The following is a 20,761-nucleotide window of genomic DNA, read 5'->3' as shown; positions in this document are numbered from 1 at the left end:
GCCTCTTTCTTGATCTTGCGCTGCGGTACGGATACGGCAGACTGACCCGTAAATGGGCAGCTGCTGGAGAGCGCATCCATGTCGCCGCAAGCCATACAAGATGTCATGCCAGAGGAAATCCGTCCCAACCGCGCCGCCGAGGCGCAAGCCATGGAGGAGGATGCGCGGCTCCGTGACGACATCCGGCTGCTCGGCCGCATTCTCGGCGACACCGTCCGCGACCAGGAGGGCGCTGATGTGTTCGACCTGGTCGAGCTGATACGCCAGACGTCGGTGCGCTTCCACAGGGACGAGGATCGGCAGGCGAGGGGCGAGCTGGAGCAGATCCTCGACGGCATGACCACGGCGGAGACCGTCCGGATCGTCCGCGCCTTCAGCTATTTCTCCCACCTCGCCAACATCGCCGAGGACCAGAACAATATCCGCCGCATGCGCGCCAAGAGTGATGGCAATGGCGGCGCCGGGATGCTGGCCGCGACGTTGGCGCACGCCAAGTCGGCGGGCTTCGAGGCCGCCGAGCTGCGCAAGTTCTTCTCGACCGCGCTCGTCAGTCCGGTGCTGACCGCGCATCCGACCGAGGTGCGGCGCAAGAGCACGATGGATCGCGAGATGGAGGTGGCGATGCTGCTCGACCGCCGCGAGCGGATGCAGCTGACCCCGGACGAGCGCGAAGCCAATGACGAGGCGCTGCGCCGCGCGGTGCTGACCCTGTGGCAGACCAATCTGCTGCGCCGGACCAAGCTGACCGTGCTCGACGAGGTCACCAACGGGCTGTCGTTCTACGACTACACCTTCCTGCGCGAGGTGCCGCGGCTGTTGTGCAGCTTGGAGGACCGGCTGAACGACGGCGCCGAGGTCGCGGGCGACCTCGCGTCGTTCCTGCGCATGGGCAGCTGGATCGGCGGCGACCGCGATGGCAATCCGTTCGTCACCGCCGAGGTGATGCGCGGCACGCTGAAGCTGCAGTCGAGCCTGGCGCTGCACTACTATCTTGAAGAGCTGCATCTGCTCGGCAGCGAGCTGTCGATGGCGGCCCATCTCGCCGATGTCTCCGAGGAGCTGCGTGTGCTCGCCGAGCGCTCCCCCGACACGTCGCCCCATCGCAGCGGCGAGCCGTATCGGCTGGCGGTGTCCGGCATCTACGCGCGCCTCGCAGCCACCGCGAAAAAGCTCGGCATCCAGATCAGCCGCCTGCCGGTGGCGGCGGTCGCGCCCTATGACAGCGTCAAGCAGCTGCAGGACGATCTCGACGTGCTGCATCGTTCGCTGATCGCCAACAATGCCGAGGTGATCGCGCGCGGCCGCCTGCGGATGCTGCGGCGTGCGGTCGACTGCTTCGGCTTCCATCTGGCGCGGCTCGACATCCGCCAGAACTCGGCGGTGCACGAGCGCACGGTGGCCGAGCTGATCGACACCGCGATGCCCGGCATGTCCTACATGGCGCTGAGCGAGGATGCGCGCGTCGGCCTGCTGGTGAGCGAGCTGCGCAATAACAGGCCGCTGGTGTCGCAATTCGTCAAGTACAGCGACGAGACGGTCGGCGAGCTCGACCTGTTCCGTGCCGCCGCAGAGGCGCACGCGACGTTCGGCGCCGACGTGATTTCCCAGTGCATCATCTCGATGTGCAAGGGCATGTCGGACATGCTGGAGGTCGCGCTGCTGTTGAAGGAGGTCGGGCTGATCGATCCCTCCGGTCGCTGCGCTGTCAACATCGTGCCGCTGTTCGAGACCATCGAGGATCTGCAGGCCTCCAGCGGCATCATGGACCGGATGCTGGCGCTGCACGATTATCGCCGCCTCGTCGACAGCCGCGGCGCCGTGCAGGAGGTCATGCTCGGCTATTCCGACAGCAACAAGGACGGCGGCTTCGTCACCTCGGGCTGGGAGCTCTACAAGGCCGAGATCGGGCTGGTCGACATCTTCGAGCGCCACGGCATTCGGCTCCGGCTGTTCCACGGTCGCGGCGGTTCGGTCGGCCGCGGCGGCGGCCCGAGCTATGACGCCATCATCGCGCAGCCCGGCGGCGCCGTGAACGGCCAGATCCGCATCACCGAGCAGGGCGAGATCATCTCCAGCAAATATTCGAACGCCGAAGTCGGCCGTACTAATCTGGAGATCCTGGCGGCGGCGACGCTCGAGGCCAGCCTGCTGCATCCGCGGCAGCCGGCGCCGAAGCGCGAATATCTCACCGCGATGGACAGGCTCTCCGAGCTCGCCTTCAAGGCCTATCGCGGCCTGGTCTACGAGACCGACGGCTTCGTCGACTATTTCTGGGCCTCGACTGTCATCAACGAGATCGCGACCTTGAACATCGGCAGCCGTCCGGCCTCGCGCAAGAAGACCCGCGCGATCGAGGATCTGCGCGCGATCCCCTGGGTGTTCTCCTGGGCGCAGTGCCGGCTGATGCTGCCGGGCTGGTACGGCTTCGGCAGCGCGGTCGAGACCTGGATCGCGGAAAATCCGGACCAGGGCATGCCGTTCCTGCGCGAGCTCAATCGCGAGTGGCCGTTCTTCCGCATGCTGCTGTCGAACATGGACATGGTGCTCGCCAAGAGCTCGATCGCGATCGCCTCGCGCTATGCGGAACTGGTGCCCGACGAGGCGTTGCGCGAAAAGATCTTCGGCCGCATCCGCGGTGAATGGAATCTCGTGATCGAGACTCTGCTCGACATCACCGGCCAGGAGCGGCTGTTGCAGGGCAACCCGCTGCTGGAGCGCTCGGTGCGCAACCGGTTTCCGTATCTCGATCCGCTCAACCACGTCCAGGTCGAGCTCTTGAAGGCGCACCGCGCGCAGAATCCGGACGAGCAGGTGCTGCGCGGGATTCAGCTGACCATCAACGGCATCTCGGCGGGGTTGAGGAATACGGGGTAGGCCGAGCCGGCCGCCACACACTCGCTGTCGTCCCGGCGCACGCCGGGACCCATACCCCCAGGGAGCGGTTCGAGGCACGCTGGTCATTGGCCTTTTGCCCAACCCGACCGCCACAGAGTATGGGTCCCGGATCGGCGCCATGCCGCGCTGGCGCGGCATGGCTTGTCCGGGACGACAGCGGTGGGTGTCGTGAAAACCGTAGGGTGGGCAAAGCGGCCGCCCGGAGGGCGGTTGCGTGCCCACCGTGCAGCGACGTCGTCGGATGCAATGGTGGGCACGGCGCGCGAGATAGTGCGGCGTGCAACGCAAGTTCGGAGGCGCGCCTTTGCCCACCCTACGGCAGCGTCGCTTGGACATCTTCCGTTTCACAGTCTCAAACAGCATGGGACACGGCATCGCGTTCTCGCGGCACATCATGCCCGAGCTCTTGCGATGAGTTCGTCCCTCGCAAACATGCAAGGGCGCGGGGAATGCCGGGTGAAGGCCTCACCCATGGCCCGCCTGCAGAAAGATAAGCAGGCGGCAGTCACCACAGGTTCAGCCGAACATCCGGCATTCCCCGCGCGATGTCTTCACGCTTATACGCGATCTCCCCGGTGTGCCGGCTCGTAGACACCGTCGCCCCTGCGATGCGTAGGCACCACACGAACTTGACGCCTGCGTCGGGGCGCCAGGACCACGCGATTTCACGTCCGCAACGAAGCCGTTCGTCCGCGCATCGGTGAAGACACGCTGCGGCCCACTGCGGTCATCGCATCCCCGCCTCGCGTGTCGTGACGATCGCGCGCTACGCCCCTTGCTTGAGGCGGGATGGGGGGAGAAAAGCATGAATGCTGAAAAATAGCAAGATAATTATTTTTTGTAGAATTTTATGCGGAGCAAATGAAGCTGTTGCCAAGGCCAAAGGTCTGGACCATTGAAGCGCCTCATACGTTACAGCACACTTTCACCCCTCACCCTGAGGAGCGCGCCACTTTAGCGCGCGTCTCGAAGGGCGAGGCCCGGCCGGGGCCTCATGGTTCGAGACGCGCCGCGATATAGACCCTCGCTGATGGTACGACCGGACCGCGGCGCTCCTCACCATGAGGGGCCACAGCCGGGGCGGCACTGCACACTCGACCATGAACACGCCGAGAGGCGTGTTCATGGAAAGGGATGAGCGCCGTCTATTCTCCGTCATTGCGAGCGCAGCGAAGCAATCCAGGGCTCAGCAAGGACTCTGGATTGCTTCGCTGCGCTCGCAATGACGGAGGAAGCGGTCTTGGCGGACTTGCGTACGGTGAGGAGGATAGGTCTGTCCGCGATATTTCTTGCTGTGACGCATCGATGGGCAGCGTGTTCATGGAGAGGGGCCAACTCCGAAGCCGGAGCTGCAAATGAACCAAGAGCCGCGTCCTCATTGAGAGGAGGCAGATGACGATCGCCTGCGCGCGCTGACGCGAGACGGACGAACAGCGCGCGCCGGGAGCAGCAGTTCTGCTAACAGATATGCGCCCCCTGTGTCTCCACATACACCGCATACAGCGACTGGCTCGCGGTCATGAACAGGCGGTTGCGCTTCTTGCCGCCGAAGCAGACGTTGGCGCAGATTTCCGGCAGCTTGATCTGGCCGATGCGCTGGCCGTCGGGGGCGAAGATATGGACGCCGTCATAGCCTTCGCCGACCCAGCCGGCTCCGACCCAGATGTTGCCGTCGATATCGACGCGCAGGCCGTCGGGCAGGCCCGACTTGCCGTCGAGCGTCATGTCGATGAACGCCTTCGGGTTCGACAGCTTGTCGCCGTTGATGTCGTATTGCCAGACCACGTTCTTGGCGTTGGGATAATGCGTGGTGCCGGTGTCGCAGACATAGAGCTTCTTGTAATCGTGGCTGAAGGCGATGCCGTTCGGCTTGAACGGCTCGTCGGCCACCTTGGTCACCGCACCGGACTGCGCGTCGACGCGATACACCGCTTCCTTCTGGAACGGCTGGTTGGAGCCGTTGCGGACGTTCTGGCCCTCATACAGATTAATCGAGCCGTAGCCGGGATCGGTGAACCAGATCGACTTGTCGGCGGGATTGACGACCATGTCGTTCGGGCCGTTGAGCGCCTTGTCGTTCGCTTTCTCGGCCAGCACGGTTACCGTGCCGTTGTGCTCGAAGCGGACGAGACGTGTGCGCTCCGCGGTGATCTGCCGTCCTTCATAGTCGAAGGTGTTGCCGTTCGACTCGTTGGAGGGGTTGCGGAACTGCTGCGAGATGTGACCGTCGTCGTCGAGATAACGCAGCTGACGATTGTTGGGGATGTCGCTCCAGACCAGATACTGGCCCTGCGTGTTCCACGCCGGTCCTTCCGCCCACAGGCAACCGGTGAACAGGCGCTTGATGACGGTGTTGCCGACCTTGGCCTTGAAGCGCTTCTCGTCGATCACGACGATATCGGGATCGGGATAGCGCTGCGGCTCCGCATGCGGCCCATAGTCGCGCGCGATCGCCGGGGAGACCGCGGCAGCCGCGGCGGCAAAGCCTGCAACGCCCTTGAGGAGCGTGCGCCGGTCGAAGCGATCGGCTTCGGCCGGCACGTCCTTGATGAGATCGTGTCGCGAATTCGTCATGGTTTCCTCCAAACGTTTTTCGTTGGGAGGCGACCATACGACGGAATCGTGGCGACGTGCGGGTCGTTTAGAGAAATAACAACTTGAGATGGTGTGCGCTGCAAACCGGTTCTTGCGCGTCGCAGCGCTCAGATGGGATCCCAGCCGAAGATATCGGCGGAACGATCGAGCTTGTAGAACGACGGCTTCAGCGCGGGCATGCCGTGCTCGGCGATGGTCTGCGGCGTCCAGCCTTCGCCGCGATGCACAGAGCGCAGCGGGCGCGACTGGCCCATCAGGAAGATCTCGTTCATGCGGACAGCAAAGATCTGGCCGGTGACGTCCTTCGAGGCATCGCCCAGCAGATAGGCGACGACCGGCGCGATCTTTTCCGGCCCCATGCGCTTCATGCGCTCGACCCGCTCCTTCTCGGCCTCGGTCTCCGCCGGAATGGTGCCGATCATGCGGCTCCAGGCGAATGGCGACACGCAGTTGGAGCGGACGTTGAAGCGGCCCATGTCGAGCGCGATCGACTTCGACAGGCCGACGATGCCAAGCTTGGCGGCGGCGTAGTTGGCCTGGCCGTAATTGCCGATCAGGCCGGAGGTCGAGGTGAAGTGCACGAACGAGCCGCTCTCCTGTTCGCGGAACAGCCGCGCCGCGGAATGCGACACGTAGAACGAGCCCATCAGGTGGACCTTGATGACGGCCTCGAACGCCTCGATGCTCATCTTGTGGAAGATCATGTCGCGCAGGATGCCGGCATTGTTGACCACGCCGTCGAGCCGGCCGAAATGATCGGTCGCGGCCTTCACGATCTTGCTGGCGGGGATCGCCTCGGAGACGCTCTCGAAGTTTGCGACCGCCGTGCCGCCGGCCTTGCGGATCTCCTCGACCACTTCCTCCGCCGGTGCGGCGCTGGTGCCCGAGCCGTCCGAGGCGACGCCGGGATCGTTGACCACGACCTTGGCGCCCTCGGCGGCGCACAGCAGCGCGATCTCGCGCCCGATGCCGCGGCCGGCGCCGGTGACGATGATGACTTTGTCCTGGAGTGATTTGGTCATGAGAGTTTCCTCGGCTGGATGTGTGTTATTACCTCGCCCGCCGCAGGGGGCGATATTTGGCGGTGGGGCCTCATGGTTCGAGACGCGCCGAAGAGGCGCTCCTCACCATGAGGGTTGAGATCTCTCCCCAGGTATCAGTTCTCTTTCCGCGAAATCAGTCCTCGTCCTGAGGAGCCCGCCGAAGGCGGGCGTCTCGAAGGACGTTGGAGGCCGTGCTGACTGCCACGAACTGTCCCGCGTCGTTACCTCTCGTTGGTGAAGATGATCGTGCCCGACGCGGCGAACATGCCGCCGACGCCGTGGCACACGGATATTTTCGCATTCGGCACCTGCGCGGGCGCGATGCCGCGCATCTGGCGGACGCTCTCCTGCAGCGCGTACATGCCGTACATGCCCGAATGCATGTAGGACAGGCCGCCGCCATTGGTGTTGAGCGGGAGCTTGCCGCCGGGCCGCGTGTGGCCGGCCGCGATGAACGGGCCGGTCTCCTCATGCGGCATGAAGCCGAGATCGCCGAGGCCGAACAGCGGCAGATGCGCGAACGCGTCGTAGATCATGAGGTGATCGACATCGGCATGCGTGATGCCGGCCTCCTTGAAGGCGAGGGGGCCCGCGACCTTGAAGGCGCGCGACGAGGTGAAGGTCTCCATCTGGCTGACCATCGGCGTCTCCACGCTTTCGCCGGTGCCGAGAATGTACACGGGCTTGCGCGGAAAATCGCGGGCGCGATCGGCGGAGGTCAGGATCAGCGCGCCGCCGCCATCGGTGACGAGGCAGCATTGCAGCAGCCGGAACGGATAGGCGATCATGCGCGAGTTCAGGACGTCGTCGACCGTGATCGGGTCCTTCATCATCGCGCGCGGATTTTTCGCCGCCCATTCGCGCTGCACGACGGCGACCATCGCGAGCTGCTCATGGGTGATGCCGTAGGTCTTCATGTAGCGCAGCACGGGAATCGGAAACATGCTGGGCGGGCCGTAGACGCCGAACGGCGCCTCGAACTGGCCCTGCAGGCTGTCCGCGGGAATCGAGCGCGGCAGCTTGCCGATCATCGACTTGCCGCTCTCGGCATGGGTGATCAGCACGGTCTTGCACAGCCCGGCCTCGATCGCGGCGGCGGCGTGGCGGACATGCAGCATGAACGAGCAGCCGCCGACCGAGGTGCCGTCGACCCAGGTCGGCGTGATGCCGAGGTAGTGGCACATCTGCTGCGGCGTCTCGACCGCGGTGGCGAAGCCGTCGATGTCCGAGAGCTTCAGACCGGCATCGGCGATCGCGTTCAGCGCCGCGTCCGCATGCAGCTGGATCTGCGACATGTTCGGAATGACGCCGAGCTCGGTGGTCTCGGCTGCGCCGACCACGGCAACCTGGTTTTGGCGCATCGGCTCAGCCCTTCGCTGGACGGAACAGGGGCAGGGTGATCTTCTCGTCGAGCGTCTCGAAGGTGACTTCAAGCGGCATGTCGAGCTCCAGCGCCTCGGGTGTCTGCGGGCAGCCGGTGATGTTGCTCATCATCCGCGGGCCTTCCTCCAGCGCGACGACGGCAATCGCGTAGGGCGGCGTGAAGCCGGGCGCCGCCGGGCGATGATTGATGACGTAGCTGTAGAGCGTGCCCTTGCCTGAAGCCTTGAAGATGCTGACCTTGCGGCTCGCGCAGGACGGACAGAACGGGCGCGGTGGAAAATACACGTGCGCGCAGGCGTCGCAGCGCTGCAGGCGCAACTCGCCGGCGCGGGTGCCGTCCCAGAAATGCTGCGTCTCCGGCGTCGGCTTGGGGCGTGCGCGCATCGGCTCGGCCATCCCGGTGATCCTCCCGTGAGGCGGGCTCCGTCGCCCGCTGCTTTGTTGGTTTGATGCGCCATTTGGCGAGGGGGCGTCAACGGTCCATCGCGCCGCGCATGCGGCCCTCCTGATGGTGCAGAGGTGCCGTGGTGGCAATTGCCGCCCGATGAAAATTGGTCTTTGATGTGATCACATGATCGGAGCCGAGATGAAGCTGCGTGATATCGCCCATTCCAGGACCGGCGACAAAGGGGACACCTCGAACATCTCGGTCATCGCCTATGACCCGAAGCACTATCCGCTGCTGCTCGCAGAGGTGACGGCGGAGCGGGTCAGGGCGCACTTTACCGGCATTGTCCAGGGAGAGGTGGTCCGCTATGAGCTGCCCAACATCGCTGCGCTGAACTTCGTGATGAGCCGGGCGCTCGGCGGCGGGGTGACCCGCTCGCTGGCGCTGGATGCGCACGGCAAATCGCTGAGTTCCGCGCTGCTCGATCTCGACATTTCGGCTGATACCGCTGACCCAAATCTAGACGCAAGTTAGGATGCCATGACCGCTGCCAATCCGACCCTCGCCGCGCTCGCCGACGATCTCGCCGCGGGACGCACGACCTCGCGCAAGCTGGTCGAGGACTGTCTTGTCCGCATCGCCGATCCCGCCGGCGAGGGACAGCGCGCCTTCATCCACGTCGACAAGGACGCGGCGCTCGCGGCCGCCGACGGCATGGACGCGCTGCGCAAGGCCAATGCCGCGCCGTCGCCCTATGCCGGCATTCCCGTCTCGATCAAGGACCTGTTCGACATCAAGGGCCAGGTGACCCGCGCCGGCTCGCGCGCGCTGGAGGATTCGGCGCCGGCCGACGCCGACGCGCCGGCGGTGGCGCGGCTGCGCAAGGCGGGCTTCGTCGTGATCGGCCGCACCAACATGACCGAGTTCGCCTATTCCGGCATCGGCATCAATCCGCATTACGGTACGCCGAAGAGCGCCTGGAAGCGTGACATCGGCTACGTGCCCGGCGGCTCGTCGTCGGGCGCCGCGGTCTCGGTTGTCGACCGCATGGCCTATGGCGCGCTCGGCACCGACACCGGCGGCTCCTGCCGCATCCCCGCGGCGTTCAACGGCATCGTCGGCTACAAGCCGACGCAGTCGCGCGTGCCGCTCGACGGCGGCGTGCCGCTGTCGACGACGCTCGACAGCTTTGGCCCGCTCGCCAACACGGTGGGGTGCTGCGCGGTGCTGGATTCGGTGCTCGCCGATGAGCCGATCCGGCCGCTGGTCGCGCGCCCTGTGAAGGGCCTGCGGCTCGCGGTGCCGACCACGGTCGTGCTCGATGAGCTCGATGCGGTGATCACCGAGACGTTCGAGCGCGCGTTGGACACGCTGGCACGGCAGGGCGCGCTGATCGAGCGCATCGAATTCCCCGAGTTTCTCGACGTCGGCATCATCGGCATGAAGGGCGGCTTCGCCGCGGCCGAGAGCTATGCCTGGCACCGCTTCCTGCTGACGGCCAAGGGCGACGTCTACGACCCGCGCGTCTCCGTGCGCATCGCGCGCGGCGAGGCGATCACGGTGCCGGACTACATCGAGATGCTGAACGCCCGCCGCTCCCTGGTGAAGCGCGCCGCCGCGCGCATCGCGCCCTACGATGCGCTGGTGATGCCGACCACCGCCAACGCGCCGCCTGCCATCGCCGATCTCGCCGACGACGCCGCCTTCGCCCGCGAGAACATCCGCGCGCTGCGCAACTGCACCTTCATCAACATGATCGACGGCTGCGCCATCTCGCTGCCGGCCCATCGCCACGGCGAGGTCCCGGTCGGCCTGATGCTGGCGCAATCCGGCGGCCACGACCGCAAGCTGCTGGAGATCGCGGCGGGCGTCGAGGGCGTGGTGCGGGGGTGAGGCGGCAGCAAGCGATCAGGGATTGCGGGGCGGGGCAGCGATCAAGGACAGTGGTGCCGCCTTGGCAGCGGTCGCCTGTGCCTCGTCGATGAGGCCGGCTGACAGCATTCTGTCGAGGATGTAACTGCGTCGCTCGCTGTCGCGTTCGGAGGGCCTTGGCGTCTGGAAACGCGCGATAAGCAGGGCGACCTCGCCGATATCGAGGTCTGCCAGAGGCTTGCCGAAATGTGCGGTTGCCGCGGCTGCGACACCATAGGCGTTGCGGCCGAGATAGCTGTCGTTCAGGTACGCGTCCAGGATACGCTCGCGCGACAAGGTTCGTTCCAGACGGCCCATGAAGACCGTGCTTCCGATGTGCCAATCCAGGCCGCGGCAACAGTCTGGAGCCAAGGCATGCAGGCAATGGCGGGTGACCGCAAACGTGATCCTCGTATCGGGCCGTCCGTCACCTTTGACAATGGCTGCCGCCATCGCCGGCAGAACGAGATTGGGCCGCGTCTGAAAGTCGGCGCCAGCCGACGCGATGACGGCCTGGCGCAGCAGCAGGGGCATGTCGGCCAGCGCGACGTAGGGCGATCCTGCCTCGAGCGGACAAAGATGGCCAGTCGCAGGAAGCGCTGCGATCTCGGCTTCGGTGGGAACGCCAAGATGATACTCGGCGTACCATATCGTGTAGGCTTCGGCATAGAGCAGCAGCGCGATAGTGAGCGAGAGCACGGCCAGGATCGACTTGCCGAGCAGGATGAAGACGCGGTGTGTGCCGGGATGTTGCATCGTCAGAAGATAGGTTCCACCCGAAGCATTTCGGTTCATCAGGGCGTCCCAGCACGATCATGCAGAGCGCCAGGAAACGGGTGGCCATCGCTCCCCATTCTGTCGCATCCTCGTCATTCCGGGATGCGCGCCCTTGCGCGCAGGCCCGGAATCCATAACCACGATCGTGCGTATGGATTCCGGGCTCGTCGCTCCGCGCCGCCCCGGAATGACAGCTGGGATGGATTGAATGGCCAGACTCAAGCATGCAGTGCCCATTAGCGATCCTCTCGCAGCGAACGGGATCGATGCAATCGACTGGCCGATGGTTGAACGTGACCTCGATACCGGCGGCTGCGCCGTGTTGCCGCAGCTCGTCTTGCCGGACACTTGTCGCGCGCTTGCCGCGCGTTATTCGGACGACAGCTACTTCCGCAGCCGCGTGGTGATGGCGCGGCATGGGTTCGGGCGCGGCGAGTACAAATATTTCAGCTATCCGCTGCCGGGTCCGATCGCGGAGCTGCGGCCGCGGCTTTATGCCCAACTGGTCGCGATCGCCAATCGCTGGAACGCGACCATGGGCATCGATGTCCGTTATCCTGATGAGCATGCCGACTTCCTCGTCCGCTGCCACGATGCAGGCCAGACGCGGCCGACGCCGCTGCTGTTGCAATATGACGAAGGCGACTACAATTGCCTGCACCAGGATCTCTATGGCGAGCACGTGTTTCCGCTGCAGGTCGCGATTCTGCTGTCCGAGCCGGGGCGCGATTTCGAGGGCGGCGAGTTCGTGCTGACCGAGCAGCGGCCGCGGATGCAGTCGCGCGCGGAGGTGGTGCCGCTGCGGCAAGGCGATGCCGTCGTGTTCGCTGTTCATCATCGACCTGTCCAAGGCACGCGCGGCAGCTACCGGGTCAACATGCGCCACGGCGTCAGCCGACTCCGCGCCGGCCGGCGGCATACGCTGGGAGTGATCTTTCACGATGCGAAGTAGGGCATGACGGCAGATCTGTTCGACGGCCTGGAGGCGGCAGGTCCGGCGCGCGAAGTGCTCGCGCCGGGCGCTGTGCTGCTGCGCGGCTTCGCGCGGCCGCAGCAGGCGGAGCTTCTCGCCGCCATCGATGCCATTACCGCGCAGGCGCCGTTCCGCCGGATGGTGACTCCCGGCGGTCATCAGATGTCGGTGGCGATGACCAATTGCGGTCCGGTCGGCTGGGTGACCGATCGCGGCGGCTACCGCTACGATCCGATCGATCCGCAGAGCGGGCAGCCCTGGCCGGCGATGCCGGTGCTGTTTCGCGAACTCGCCGAGACGGCCGCGCGCGAGGCCGGCTTTGCGGGCTTCGCGCCAGATGCCTGCCTGATCAACCGCTACGAGCCCGGCGCCAAGATGTCGCTGCACCAGGATCGCGACGAGCGGGACGTCGGCGCGCCGATCGTCTCGGTGTCGCTCGGCCTGCCGGCGACCTTTCTGTTCGGCGGCTTCAAGCGAACCGACAAGACGCAACGCTATCGTCTCGTGCACGGCGATGTCGTCGTCTGGGGCGGGCCGGCGCGGCTCGCTTTTCACGGCGTCGCGGCGCTGGCCGACGGCGAGCATGCGCTGCTCGGCCGCCAGCGTATCAACCTGACCTTTCGTCGCGCGCGCTGATCAGGCCGGCTTGGCCGGATGGATGAAGGCCCACGGCGAGACCTCGGAGTCGCGCGGCACTTCGATATCGATCAGATAGGGCCCGCCATGCGCGAGCGCGGTCTCCAGCGCCGCCTTGAACTGATCCGGCGCGGTGACCCGGCTGGCCGCGACACCGAACGATTCCGCGAGCTTGACGAAATCCGGATTGACCAGATCGGAGGCGACGACGCGGCCGTCGAAGCGCTCGCGCTGGTCGCGCCGGACATTGCCGTAGGCGTTGTTGTTGAACACCAGGGTGACCACGCCGATGTTGTATTGCACGGCGGTCGCCAGCTCCTGCACCGCGAACATGAAGCCGCCATCGCCGGTGATCGCCACCACCGGCTTGTCGGGATGCGCGACCTTGGCGCCGAGCGCGGTCGGGAAGCCGGCACCCAGCGTGCCCTGATAGCCTGAGGTGATGAAGGTGCGCGGTTCGTAGACCGGGAAGCCGTACCAGGAGGCGAAGCCGACCTGTGATAGTTCATCGGTAACGATGGCGTCATGCGGCAGCACCTCGCGCAGCACGTTCAGATAGGCCATCTGCGGCTGCACCTTCTGGATCTCCTGCAAGGTCGCCGCGGTCGCCTCGCGAATGGCCGCGCGACGGCCGGAGGTCTTGCGGGTGCCCGCCTTGCTGACCGCCGCCGAGAGCGCGGCCGTGCCGGCCTTGGCGTCGGCGACGATGCCGGCATCGACGATCAGGCGCCGCATCTCGGCGGGATCGATGTCGATGCGGATCGACTTCAAGCCGTCCGGCTTGAACGGCCAGCGGAAGGTCGTCGGCAGCTCCATGCGAGTGCCGATGCCGATCATCAGATCGGTGGTCGGCCACAGCTTGTAGGCCGCGGCCATGGTAAGCCCGAGCTCATGCGCATTGGAGACGATGCCGCGCCCCGAACGGAACGCGACGACCGGCGCGTCGATCATCTCGGCGAGTTCGAGGATCTCCTCGCGTGCCTCGATCGCGCCGGAGCCGACGAAGATCATCGGCGCTTTGGCGCCCGCGATCAGCGCGGCGGCCTTGGCGATGCGGTCGGGATCGGGCTGCGGCGGCGTGAATGGCAGCAGCGGCCTCGCCGCTGATGTCTCGGCCTTCTGCGTGAACACATCCCACGGCATTTCCAGCGCGGTCGGCCCGCGCCGTCCCGACAGCATCTCCTGGAACGCGCGCGAGACCAGCGTCGGCGCGCTGTCGGGATATTCGATGCGCTCGGCCCATTTGACGAAGGTGCGCAAGGTGGCGAGCTGGTCCGGCATCTCGTGCAGATGGCCGCGGCCGCGGCCGAGATAATCCGTCGGCACCTGGCCGGTGAGGCATAGCACCGGCTCGTTGCAGCCGAACGCGGTCAGCAGCGCCGCGCCGGCGTTGAGCACGCCGGGGCCGGGGACGACGCTGAACACGCCGGGCTTGCCGCTGGCCCGCGCATAGCCGAACGCCATGTAGCCGCAGGCCTGCTCGTGCCGCGCACCGACGACCTTCAGCTGCGCCTGATGGAAGGCGTCGAACAGGCCGTAGACCTGCGCGCCGGGCAGGCCGAACACGGTGTCGACGCCGTGAGCAACGAGCCCGCTGACAATGGCTTCGCCGCCGGTCAATGTGGTCATGATCAGTTTCCGTTTCTTATCAGGCTTCGTCGACGACGCCATTGCGCAGGATGCCGACGCCTTCGGCCGCGACTTCGATGACATCGCCGGGCTTGAGATAGCGCGGCGGATCGAACCGCGCACCGGCGCCGGTCGGCGTGCCCGTCACGATCACGTCACCGGGCTGAAGCGTGGTGAAAGTGGAGATGTAGTTGATGAGGTAGCGGAAGCCGAAGATCAGCCGCGAGGTGCGGTCGTCCTGCCGCAGCTCGCCATTGACGTGCGTGGTCAGCCGGATATCGGCGATCTGGCTCTCGCTGGTGTAGGGCACGATCCAGGGCCCGAGGCTGCCGGTGGAGTCGAAGTTCTTGCCCTGCGTGACGTTGAACTTGGCGTGCCGGACCCAGTCGCGGATCGTGCCTTCGTTGCACAAGGTCAGCGCGGCGATGTGATCCAGCGCCTGGGCCTCCGGGATGTGGCGGCCGGCCTTGCCGATGATCAGCACCAACTCGCCCTCGTAGTCGAGCTGCGGCGAGGCGCGCGGGCGCACCAGCGGCGTCTCGTGGCCGACGAAGGAGCGCGGCGTGCGCATGAACATCGACGGATATTTCGGCGCGTCCTGACCGTCCTTGTACTCGGCATTGCGGTCGGGATAGTTGACCCCGATGCAGATGATCTTCTCGGGCGAGGGGATCGGCGGCTGCAAGGTGATGGCATCGAGACCATGATCCGGCGACAAGCCGGCGGCAGCATCGATCAGCCGGGGCAGGGCACCCGCGGCGATCACCTCGCGCAAGGTCGGATAGTCATTGCCGAAGCGCGCCGAGAGATCGACGAGGCCCTTGTCGGTCACGAGCCCGTAACGATCGGAGCCATTGGCGGAATAGGTGGCGAGGCGAGGGGATGTCATGGGCATTTCTCCTTACACGCCGAGCCGCTGGATCTTGTGGGTGCCGCGCGCGAGCGAGACGTGCTTGGTCTCCATGTAGAAGTCGAACGAATAGTCGCCGCCGTCGCGGCCGATGCCCGACGCCTTCATGCCGCCGAACGGCGTCGGCAGATGGCGGACGTTCTCCGAGTTCAACCAGATCATGCCGGCCTCGAGCGCGTCGGCGACGCGCAGCGCGCGGCCCATGTCGCCGGTCCAGACGTAGCCGGTGAGGCCATACTGCACGTCGTTGGCGATCGCGATCGCGTCGGCTTCGTCGGCGAACGGGATCACGGTGAGGAACGGGCCGAACACCTCTTCCTGCGCGACGCGCATGGTCTGGCTCGCGCCGGTGATGAGCGTCGGCTCGACATAATGGCCGCCGCCCGGACCCGCGAACGGCTTGCCGCCGACGGCGATGATCGCGCCGTCCTGCTGTGCGATCTCGGCATAGGAGCAGACCTTGGCGAGATGTCGCTCATGGATCAGCGGCCCGATCTCGGTGGCGGGGTCGAGCGGGTGGCCGACCTTCAATGCGCGCACGCGCGCGGCGAGCTTGGCCGTGAAGGTCTCGGCGATGCTCTGCTGCACCAGCAGGCGGCTCGAGGAGGTACAGCGCTCGCCGTTGAGCGAGTAGATCATGAATACGACCGCATCGAGCGCGCGGTCGAGATCGGCATCGTCGAACACGATGACCGGGTTCTTGCCGCCGAGCTCGAAATGCACGCGCTTCAGGGTCGGTGCGCCCTGCGCCATGATCGCGGAGCCCGTCGCGCTCTCGCCGACGAAGCCGATCGCCTTGATCGCGGGATGCTCGGTCAGCGCCTTGCCGGCCTCCTCGCCGAAGCCATGAACCGTGTTGAGCACGCCGTCGGGAATGCCGGCGTCCTTGGCGAGCTTCGCCAGCCATTGCGCCGTGATCGGCGACCACTCCGCCGGCTTGTGCACGACCGTACAGCCGGCGGCGAGCGCGGGCGCGATCTTCCAGGTCGACAGCATGAACGGCGTGTTCCACGGCGTGATCACGCCGACCGGGCCGATCGGCACCCGGGTCGAGATGTTCCAGTGCTCCTCGCTCGGCGTGCTCAGGCCGTCGCGCGCCTCGGTGCATTTGTCGGCGAAGAAACGGAAATTCTCGGCGGCGCGGATCGCGGCCTTGGCCATGAAGCGATAGGCCTGTCCGGTGTCGATGCATTCGAGCACGGCGATGTCGTCGGCGTGCTCCTCGATCGCGTCGGCCACGCGATGCAAGAGCTTGCGCCTCAGCGCCGGCGCCATGTCGCGCCAGGATTTGAACGCCAGCGCCGCCGAGGTCGCGGCGCGGTCGATATCCTCGGCATTGCCGCGCGCCACCGTGGCCAGTACGGCATTGTCGATCGGCGACTTCGTCTCGAACGTCGCGCCCGAAATCGCCGGCACCACCTTGCCGTCGATGAAATGGCCGATGCCTTCGTCCTTGAGTTTCGCGAGCAGGGGGGCAGCGCGATCGAGATTGGCCTTGTAGATGTCGGCTTTGGGAGTGGCCTTATCCATGGGATGCCTCCGCTTTCAGGGCGTTTTGGCTTTCAGGGCGTCGTGGATGTTGTTGCGTTTCCAGCTGGTCGCCGCGTCGTTGATCTGCATGTCGAAGGACAGCGCGAACTTGCTGCTCGCGAACACCGGATCGAGGTAGTCAGAGAGCGCTTTGAAGACGTATTCGCCGGCCTTCTGCCGCGCCGGCAGGTCGCGTCCTTCGCCGAGCCGCAGCAGCATGGCGAGAAAACCGTAGTCGGCCTTGCCGTCGGCGATGGCGTAGTGCTCGCAGCGGAGGGCACGGACCCGGATGCCGCCGATCGGGAAGATCCCGGTCTCGCTCGCCGCCTTGCGGACGATCTCACAGACCGCGGCCACGTCGACGCGGGCGTCAAGATTGGCTGAGTATTCGATGCTGAAATGCGGCATGGTGCAATCGCTCCGGTCCAGGCGTCAGGCGAAGTAACAGCTCACCGTCCCATAGGGACCGTAGTCGGCTTGGATCGTATCGCCCTTGCGCGCCTCGATCGGCCGAATGAAGGAGCCCGCGAGGACGACCTGGCCTGGCTCCAAGGCTAGCCCATGCGCGGCGATCTTGTTGGCGAGCCACGCCACGGCGGTGGCGGGATTGTTCAACACGCCGGCAGCCAGCCCGGTCTCTTCGAGCTGGCCGTTCTTATAGCAGAGGGCGCCGACCCAGCGCAGATCGGTATCAACAGGTCGCAATGGCCGGCCGCCGACCACGATACCCGCATTGGCAGCGTTGTCCGCGATCGTATCGAAGATCTTGCGCGTTGCCTTGGTCTGGGGATCGACGCGCTCGATCCTGGTGTCGAGAATTTCCAGCGCTGGCACGACGAAGTCGGTCGCGTTGAGTACGTCGAACAGCGTGCAGTCCGGCCCTGCGAGACGATGCTTCATGACGAAGGCCAGCTCGGCCTCGATCCGCGTGGCGATGAACCGGTCGGACGGCACGATCCCGCCGTCTGCGAAGAACATGTCGTCCAGCAGCACGCCGGAATCCGGCTCGTCGATAGCAAGCGCGCTCTGCATCGCCTTCGACGTCAGCCCGATCTTGTGTCCCTTGATGATGCGTCCCTCGGCCACCTTGATGTCGATCCAGGCCTTCTGGATCGCATAGGCATCGGCAATCGTGATGTCCGGATGCTCCTGCGACAGCTGACGAATCTGGCGGCGAGACTTCTCGGCCTGATCAAGGCGCAGCGCGCAGCTGTGAATCTGGTCGCTCGACAGCGGCATGAGGCGTATTCCCTGCAGGAAACAGATGGCGGCAGTTGATTAACATGTTAAGTTTTGGCCGGCAAATCGAAACGGTTGTTGTTGCAGTGCAAATAACGGGCGGTGGGATCGTGAGATGAGCGAGAGCAAGCCAAGGGGCGTAAGGCCGCCGGCCAAGGAGGCCCGCAAGGTGCCGATGCGCGACTTCTCGCAATCGCTCCCGATGGCGCTGCTGCGGGCGCGCGAGGCGGTCATGCGGCAGTTCCGGCCGAATCTACGCGCGCATGGATTGACGGAGCAGCAATGGCGCATCCTGCGTGCGCTGGCGGCTGTCGATGCGATCGAGGTGACGGAGCTGGCGCGCGTCGCCTTCCTGCTCGGTCCCAGCCTGTCGCGCATTCTGCGCGATCTGGAGGCGCGTGGCCTCGTTCAGCGCGAGGTGGATGCGCGCGACATGCGGAGAGGCGTGTTGTCGATTTCGACCAAGGGCTTGAAACTGATTGCGCAGGTTGCGCCGAATTCCGAGGCGATCTACGCCACGATTGCCCGGCGCTATGGCGCACGCAAGCTTGCCGCGCTGCACAAAATGCTGGGCGAACTCGAGCAGAGCATCGGCGGCGGTGGCGAGACCGATGCTGGGGGCGATGACTGACGCCGTGCCGAAGGAAGCAAGCATCGCGCAATCTCGCCCCCGAACAGTCCTCGTGCTTGGCAGTCACTTCAACAGTTTGATAAGAAGCGATGCAGTCGAGCGGAGAGGGCGTGCGTCGCAGGCATGGCAATCCATGCTAACTCTGCTTTGCATGCTGATCGAACCCGCGAGTTGTCATGGTCACAATCAAGGTTGCGCGCCTCATCGATTTCGTCGCCGACGTCTTCGAACATGCTCACTCCTCGCCGGAGGAGGCGCGCCGGATTGCCACCTACCTCACAACGGCGAATCTCACCGGGCATGACAGCCATGGCGTGATCCGCGTCCCCGTCTACATCCGCTGGCAGAAGATGGGCTCGATCGTTCCCAATCAGACCGCTGACATCGTGGTGGATACGCCTTCGCTGGTGGTGGTCGATGGCAAATTCGGCTACGGCCAGACGGTGACACCGCAGGCGGTGAAGATCGGCATCGAGCGCTGCAAGAGGAGCGGCCTGGCCGCGCTGGCGCTGCGGAATTCCGGCCATCTCGGTCGCGTCGGGGACTGGGCAGAAATGGCCGCCGCCGAAGGGCTCGTCTCGATCCATTTCGTCACCGCTGCCGGCTCGCTGCTGGTGGCGCCCTATGGCGGCGTCGAGAAGCGGTTCTCCACTGCGCCTTATTGTGTCGGCATCCCCCGGCAGGGCCAGGATCCGATCGTGCTCGATTTCGCGACTTCCATCGTTGCCGAAGGCAAGGTGCTGGTGGCGAGCCGTGGCGGCAAGAAGCTGCCCAAGGGTGCGCTGATCGATGCCGACGGGACGCTGAGCGAGGATCCCTCCGTGCTTTACGGGCCCTACGAGGCGGAAGGTCCGCGCGACCACACCAAGGGAACGGGAGCGATCCGCGCCTTCGGCGAGCACAAGGGCTCGGGCCTCGCCTTCATTTGCGAATTGCTTGGCGGTGCGCTGACCGGCACAGGCGCGACCTCGTCCGGCCGGCGCTTCGCCAATGGCATGCTGGCGATCTACATCGACCCGAAGGTGGTCGATCCTGCCAGCTTCTTCGACGGCGAGATCACCCGCTATACGGATTTCATCCGCGGGACGAAGCCCGTGGCGGGCGTTGATCAGGTGCTGGTGCCGGGCGACGTCGAGCGCAAGACGCGGGCTGATCGGACCGCCAATGGCGTGCCGTTGCCGGATGATACCTGGGCAGCGATCGTGAGCACGGCCCGCGAAGTGGGTGTCAGCGAAGCGAGCATTCAGCGGGCGACATCGTGATGTCAGTGTGACTGCCGGTGGCGCGAAGTATCCGGGGTGAGCAGGATTGCATCGTACTCGCGCATCGGCGAGAACGAGTTCAACAACGTCAATCGAACAACAAGGGAAGGAAACGCAGTCGTGGCGAATAATAAAGTCAAGCAGCTCTGGGCCGAAGGCAAGACGGTGGTGAATGCCTGGCTCGCGATCCCCTCGGGGTTTTCCGCGGAGGTCGTGGCGCAGTGCGGCTTCGACAGCGTCACCGTGGATATGCAGCATGGCGTGCAGGACTATCTGTCCATGGTGCAGTGTTTCCAGGCAATGCACGCTCATCCGGTGACGCCGATGGTGCGCGTGCCGTGGAACGAGCCCGGCATCATCGGCAAGGTGCTCGACGGCGGCGCCTATGGCGTGATCTGCCCAATGGTCAATACGCCGCAGGAAGCCCGCAATCTCGTGTCCTATTCGAAGTATCCGCCGAAGGGCGTGCGCTCCAACGGCCCGATCCGCTCCGGCATGTATGGCAGCGCGGGTGAGTACCAGAAGACGGCCAATGACGAGATCGTGCTGCTGCCGATGATGGAGACCAGGACGGCGGTCGAGAACATGGAAGCCATCCTCGACGTCGAGGGCATCGACGGCGTCTATATCGGACCCTCCGACCTCGGCTTCTCCTACGGCCTCGTGCCGAAGCTCGATCGCGACGAGCCGGAGATCCTCAAGATCTATGAGAAGATCGTGAAGGAGTGCGGCAAGCGCGGCCTCAATCCCGGCATCCATTGCAGTGGGGCCGAGGGCGCGGTGCGGGCCATCAACATGGGCTTCAAGCTGGTGACCTTGTCGAACGAGGTCGGCCTGATGCAGGTCTATGCCCGCCAGCAGGTCGCCCAGACGCGCAAGGACTCCGGCGGCAAGGCCTGAGGCGAATTGCTGATAGGGAGTAGCGAATAGGGGGCACTCCACCGCTATTCGCACTCGCT

General features: G+C 65.4%; 18 protein-coding genes. 8 read left to right on the top strand and 10 right to left on the bottom strand.

Annotation, left to right across the window (positions count from 1 at the left end):
- Nucleotides 1–105 precede the first annotated feature (105 nt).
- Nucleotides 106–2,874, top strand: coding sequence for a phosphoenolpyruvate carboxylase (ppc, locus tag BRAD285_RS21225; RefSeq protein WP_371507210.1), 2,769 nt, complete (start codon nt 106–108; stop codon nt 2,872–2,874).
- Between the two features lie 1,479 nt (nt 2,875–4,353).
- Here the strand turns inward: ppc and BRAD285_RS21220 are convergent.
- The 4 genes from BRAD285_RS21220 to BRAD285_RS21205 form a co-directional block, all read right to left on the bottom strand.
- Entirely contained in the window at nt 4,354–5,469 is a 1,116-nt protein-coding gene (locus BRAD285_RS21220; protein WP_006613818.1) for an SMP-30/gluconolactonase/LRE family protein, read from the bottom strand.
- A gap of 128 nt (nt 5,470–5,597) precedes the next feature.
- On the bottom strand, nt 5,598–6,512 hold the full coding sequence (locus BRAD285_RS21215) for an SDR family oxidoreductase (RefSeq protein ID WP_006613819.1): 915 nt from the start codon (nt 6,510–6,512) through the stop codon (nt 5,598–5,600).
- 242 nt (nt 6,513–6,754) lie between these two features.
- On the bottom strand, nt 6,755–7,894 hold the full coding sequence (locus BRAD285_RS21210; protein ID WP_006613820.1) for a thiolase: 1,140 nt from the start codon (nt 7,892–7,894) through the stop codon (nt 6,755–6,757).
- A 4-nt stretch (nt 7,895–7,898) separates the two neighbouring features.
- Nucleotides 7,899–8,312, bottom strand: a complete 414-nt coding sequence (locus BRAD285_RS21205; RefSeq protein WP_006613821.1) for a Zn-ribbon domain-containing OB-fold protein — start codon at nt 8,310–8,312, stop codon at nt 7,899–7,901.
- A gap of 190 nt (nt 8,313–8,502) precedes the next feature.
- Between BRAD285_RS21205 and BRAD285_RS21200 the strand changes: the two genes are divergently transcribed.
- Together BRAD285_RS21200 and BRAD285_RS21195 are read left to right on the top strand one after the other, a co-directional pair.
- The gene (locus BRAD285_RS21200) at nt 8,503–8,838 is read left to right on the top strand and encodes a hypothetical protein (RefSeq protein ID WP_035647861.1); all 336 of its coding nucleotides are present in this window, start codon (nt 8,503–8,505) and stop codon (nt 8,836–8,838) included.
- Between the two features lie 6 nt (nt 8,839–8,844).
- Nucleotides 8,845–10,197, top strand: a complete 1,353-nt coding sequence (locus tag BRAD285_RS21195; RefSeq protein WP_006613823.1) for an amidase — start codon at nt 8,845–8,847, stop codon at nt 10,195–10,197.
- Between the two features lie 15 nt (nt 10,198–10,212).
- On the opposite strand, the gene BRAD285_RS21190 is transcribed toward BRAD285_RS21195, so the two are convergent.
- Nucleotides 10,213–10,971 carry a transglycosylase domain-containing protein gene (locus BRAD285_RS21190; RefSeq protein ID WP_035647834.1) on the bottom strand — a complete coding sequence of 253 codons (759 nt, stop codon included), beginning with the start codon at nt 10,969–10,971 and terminating at the stop codon, nt 10,213–10,215.
- A 229-nt stretch (nt 10,972–11,200) separates the two neighbouring features.
- Between BRAD285_RS21190 and BRAD285_RS21185 the strand changes: the two genes are divergently transcribed.
- Nucleotides 11,201–11,944 (top strand): 2OG-Fe(II) oxygenase, encoded by a 744-nt coding sequence (locus BRAD285_RS21185; protein ID WP_006613825.1) that lies wholly within the window; start codon nt 11,201–11,203, stop codon nt 11,942–11,944.
- Between the two features lie 3 nt (nt 11,945–11,947).
- The gene (gene alkB / locus BRAD285_RS21180) at nt 11,948–12,601 is read left to right on the top strand and encodes a DNA oxidative demethylase AlkB (RefSeq protein WP_006613826.1); all 654 of its coding nucleotides are present in this window, start codon (nt 11,948–11,950) and stop codon (nt 12,599–12,601) included.
- Here the strand turns inward: alkB and BRAD285_RS21175 are convergent, their stop codons facing one another.
- The 5 genes from BRAD285_RS21175 to hpaH are packed head-to-tail and all read right to left on the bottom strand — an operon-like array spanning nt 12,602 to nt 17,909.
- Nucleotides 12,602–14,230, bottom strand: coding sequence for a thiamine pyrophosphate-dependent enzyme (locus tag BRAD285_RS21175; protein ID WP_006613827.1), 1,629 nt, complete (start codon nt 14,228–14,230; stop codon nt 12,602–12,604). It lies immediately after the preceding gene.
- A 19-nt stretch (nt 14,231–14,249) separates the two neighbouring features.
- The gene (locus tag BRAD285_RS21170; protein WP_006613828.1) at nt 14,250–15,119 is read right to left on the bottom strand and encodes a fumarylacetoacetate hydrolase family protein; all 870 of its coding nucleotides are present in this window, start codon (nt 15,117–15,119) and stop codon (nt 14,250–14,252) included.
- A gap of 12 nt (nt 15,120–15,131) precedes the next feature.
- Nucleotides 15,132–16,670: a 5-carboxymethyl-2-hydroxymuconate semialdehyde dehydrogenase gene (hpaE, locus tag BRAD285_RS21165; protein ID WP_006613829.1), complete on the bottom strand. Its 1,539-nt coding sequence runs from the start codon at nt 16,668–16,670 to the stop codon at nt 15,132–15,134.
- Between the two features lie 15 nt (nt 16,671–16,685).
- Nucleotides 16,686–17,078, bottom strand: a complete 393-nt coding sequence (locus tag BRAD285_RS21160) for a 5-carboxymethyl-2-hydroxymuconate Delta-isomerase (RefSeq protein ID WP_006613830.1) — start codon at nt 17,076–17,078, stop codon at nt 16,686–16,688.
- A gap of 24 nt (nt 17,079–17,102) precedes the next feature.
- A complete protein-coding gene (hpaH, locus tag BRAD285_RS21155) occupies nt 17,103–17,909 on the bottom strand; it encodes a 2-oxo-hept-4-ene-1,7-dioate hydratase (protein ID WP_006613831.1) in 807 nt (268 codons plus the stop codon).
- A 115-nt stretch (nt 17,910–18,024) separates the two neighbouring features.
- On the opposite strand from hpaH, the gene hpaR reads away from it, so the two are divergent.
- From hpaR to BRAD285_RS21140, 3 genes are all read left to right on the top strand, one after another.
- Nucleotides 18,025–18,540 (top strand): homoprotocatechuate degradation operon regulator HpaR, encoded by a 516-nt coding sequence (gene hpaR, locus BRAD285_RS21150; protein ID WP_006613832.1) that lies wholly within the window; start codon nt 18,025–18,027, stop codon nt 18,538–18,540.
- Nucleotides 18,541–18,716: 176 nt separating this feature from the next.
- Nucleotides 18,717–19,802: a malate/lactate/ureidoglycolate dehydrogenase gene (locus BRAD285_RS21145; RefSeq protein ID WP_006613833.1), complete on the top strand. Its 1,086-nt coding sequence runs from the start codon at nt 18,717–18,719 to the stop codon at nt 19,800–19,802.
- Nucleotides 19,803–19,922: 120 nt separating this feature from the next.
- Complete coding sequence (locus tag BRAD285_RS21140) at nt 19,923–20,702, top strand: HpcH/HpaI aldolase/citrate lyase family protein (protein WP_006613834.1); 780 nt, start codon at nt 19,923–19,925, stop codon at nt 20,700–20,702.
- Nucleotides 20,703–20,761 lie beyond the last annotated feature (59 nt).

The organism is Bradyrhizobium sp. ORS 285 (assembly GCF_900176205.1).
GTDB lineage: Bacteria > Pseudomonadota > Alphaproteobacteria > Rhizobiales > Xanthobacteraceae > Bradyrhizobium.
Note: the sequence above shows the minus strand (reverse complement) of the source record. Positions and strands in the feature narration are given on the sequence as shown.

What these genes read in the sequence shown, in the direction of transcription:
- ppc (WP_371507210.1), top strand. Translation starts at nt 106, where the DNA reads ATGCCAGAGGAAATCCGTCCCAACCGCGCCGCCGAGGCGCAAGCCATG.
- BRAD285_RS21220 (WP_006613818.1), bottom strand. Translation starts at nt 5,469, where the DNA reads ATGACGAATTCGCGACACGATCTCATCAAGGACGTGCCGGCCGAAGCC.
- BRAD285_RS21215 (WP_006613819.1), bottom strand. Translation starts at nt 6,512, where the DNA reads ATGACCAAATCACTCCAGGACAAAGTCATCATCGTCACCGGCGCCGGC.
- BRAD285_RS21210 (WP_006613820.1), bottom strand. Translation starts at nt 7,894, where the DNA reads ATGCGCCAAAACCAGGTTGCCGTGGTCGGCGCAGCCGAGACCACCGAG.
- BRAD285_RS21205 (WP_006613821.1), bottom strand. Translation starts at nt 8,312, where the DNA reads ATGGCCGAGCCGATGCGCGCACGCCCCAAGCCGACGCCGGAGACGCAG.
- BRAD285_RS21200 (WP_035647861.1), top strand. Translation starts at nt 8,503, where the DNA reads ATGAAGCTGCGTGATATCGCCCATTCCAGGACCGGCGACAAAGGGGAC.
- BRAD285_RS21195 (WP_006613823.1), top strand. Translation starts at nt 8,845, where the DNA reads ATGACCGCTGCCAATCCGACCCTCGCCGCGCTCGCCGACGATCTCGCC.
- BRAD285_RS21190 (WP_035647834.1), bottom strand. Translation starts at nt 10,971, where the DNA reads ATGCAACATCCCGGCACACACCGCGTCTTCATCCTGCTCGGCAAGTCG.
- BRAD285_RS21185 (WP_006613825.1), top strand. Translation starts at nt 11,201, where the DNA reads ATGGCCAGACTCAAGCATGCAGTGCCCATTAGCGATCCTCTCGCAGCG.
- alkB (WP_006613826.1), top strand. Translation starts at nt 11,948, where the DNA reads ATGACGGCAGATCTGTTCGACGGCCTGGAGGCGGCAGGTCCGGCGCGC.
- BRAD285_RS21175 (WP_006613827.1), bottom strand. Translation starts at nt 14,230, where the DNA reads ATGACCACATTGACCGGCGGCGAAGCCATTGTCAGCGGGCTCGTTGCT.
- BRAD285_RS21170 (WP_006613828.1), bottom strand. Translation starts at nt 15,119, where the DNA reads ATGACATCCCCTCGCCTCGCCACCTATTCCGCCAATGGCTCCGATCGT.
- hpaE (WP_006613829.1), bottom strand. Translation starts at nt 16,670, where the DNA reads ATGGATAAGGCCACTCCCAAAGCCGACATCTACAAGGCCAATCTCGAT.
- BRAD285_RS21160 (WP_006613830.1), bottom strand. Translation starts at nt 17,078, where the DNA reads ATGCCGCATTTCAGCATCGAATACTCAGCCAATCTTGACGCCCGCGTC.
- hpaH (WP_006613831.1), bottom strand. Translation starts at nt 17,909, where the DNA reads ATGCCGCTGTCGAGCGACCAGATTCACAGCTGCGCGCTGCGCCTTGAT.
- hpaR (WP_006613832.1), top strand. Translation starts at nt 18,025, where the DNA reads ATGAGCGAGAGCAAGCCAAGGGGCGTAAGGCCGCCGGCCAAGGAGGCC.
- BRAD285_RS21145 (WP_006613833.1), top strand. Translation starts at nt 18,717, where the DNA reads ATGGTCACAATCAAGGTTGCGCGCCTCATCGATTTCGTCGCCGACGTC.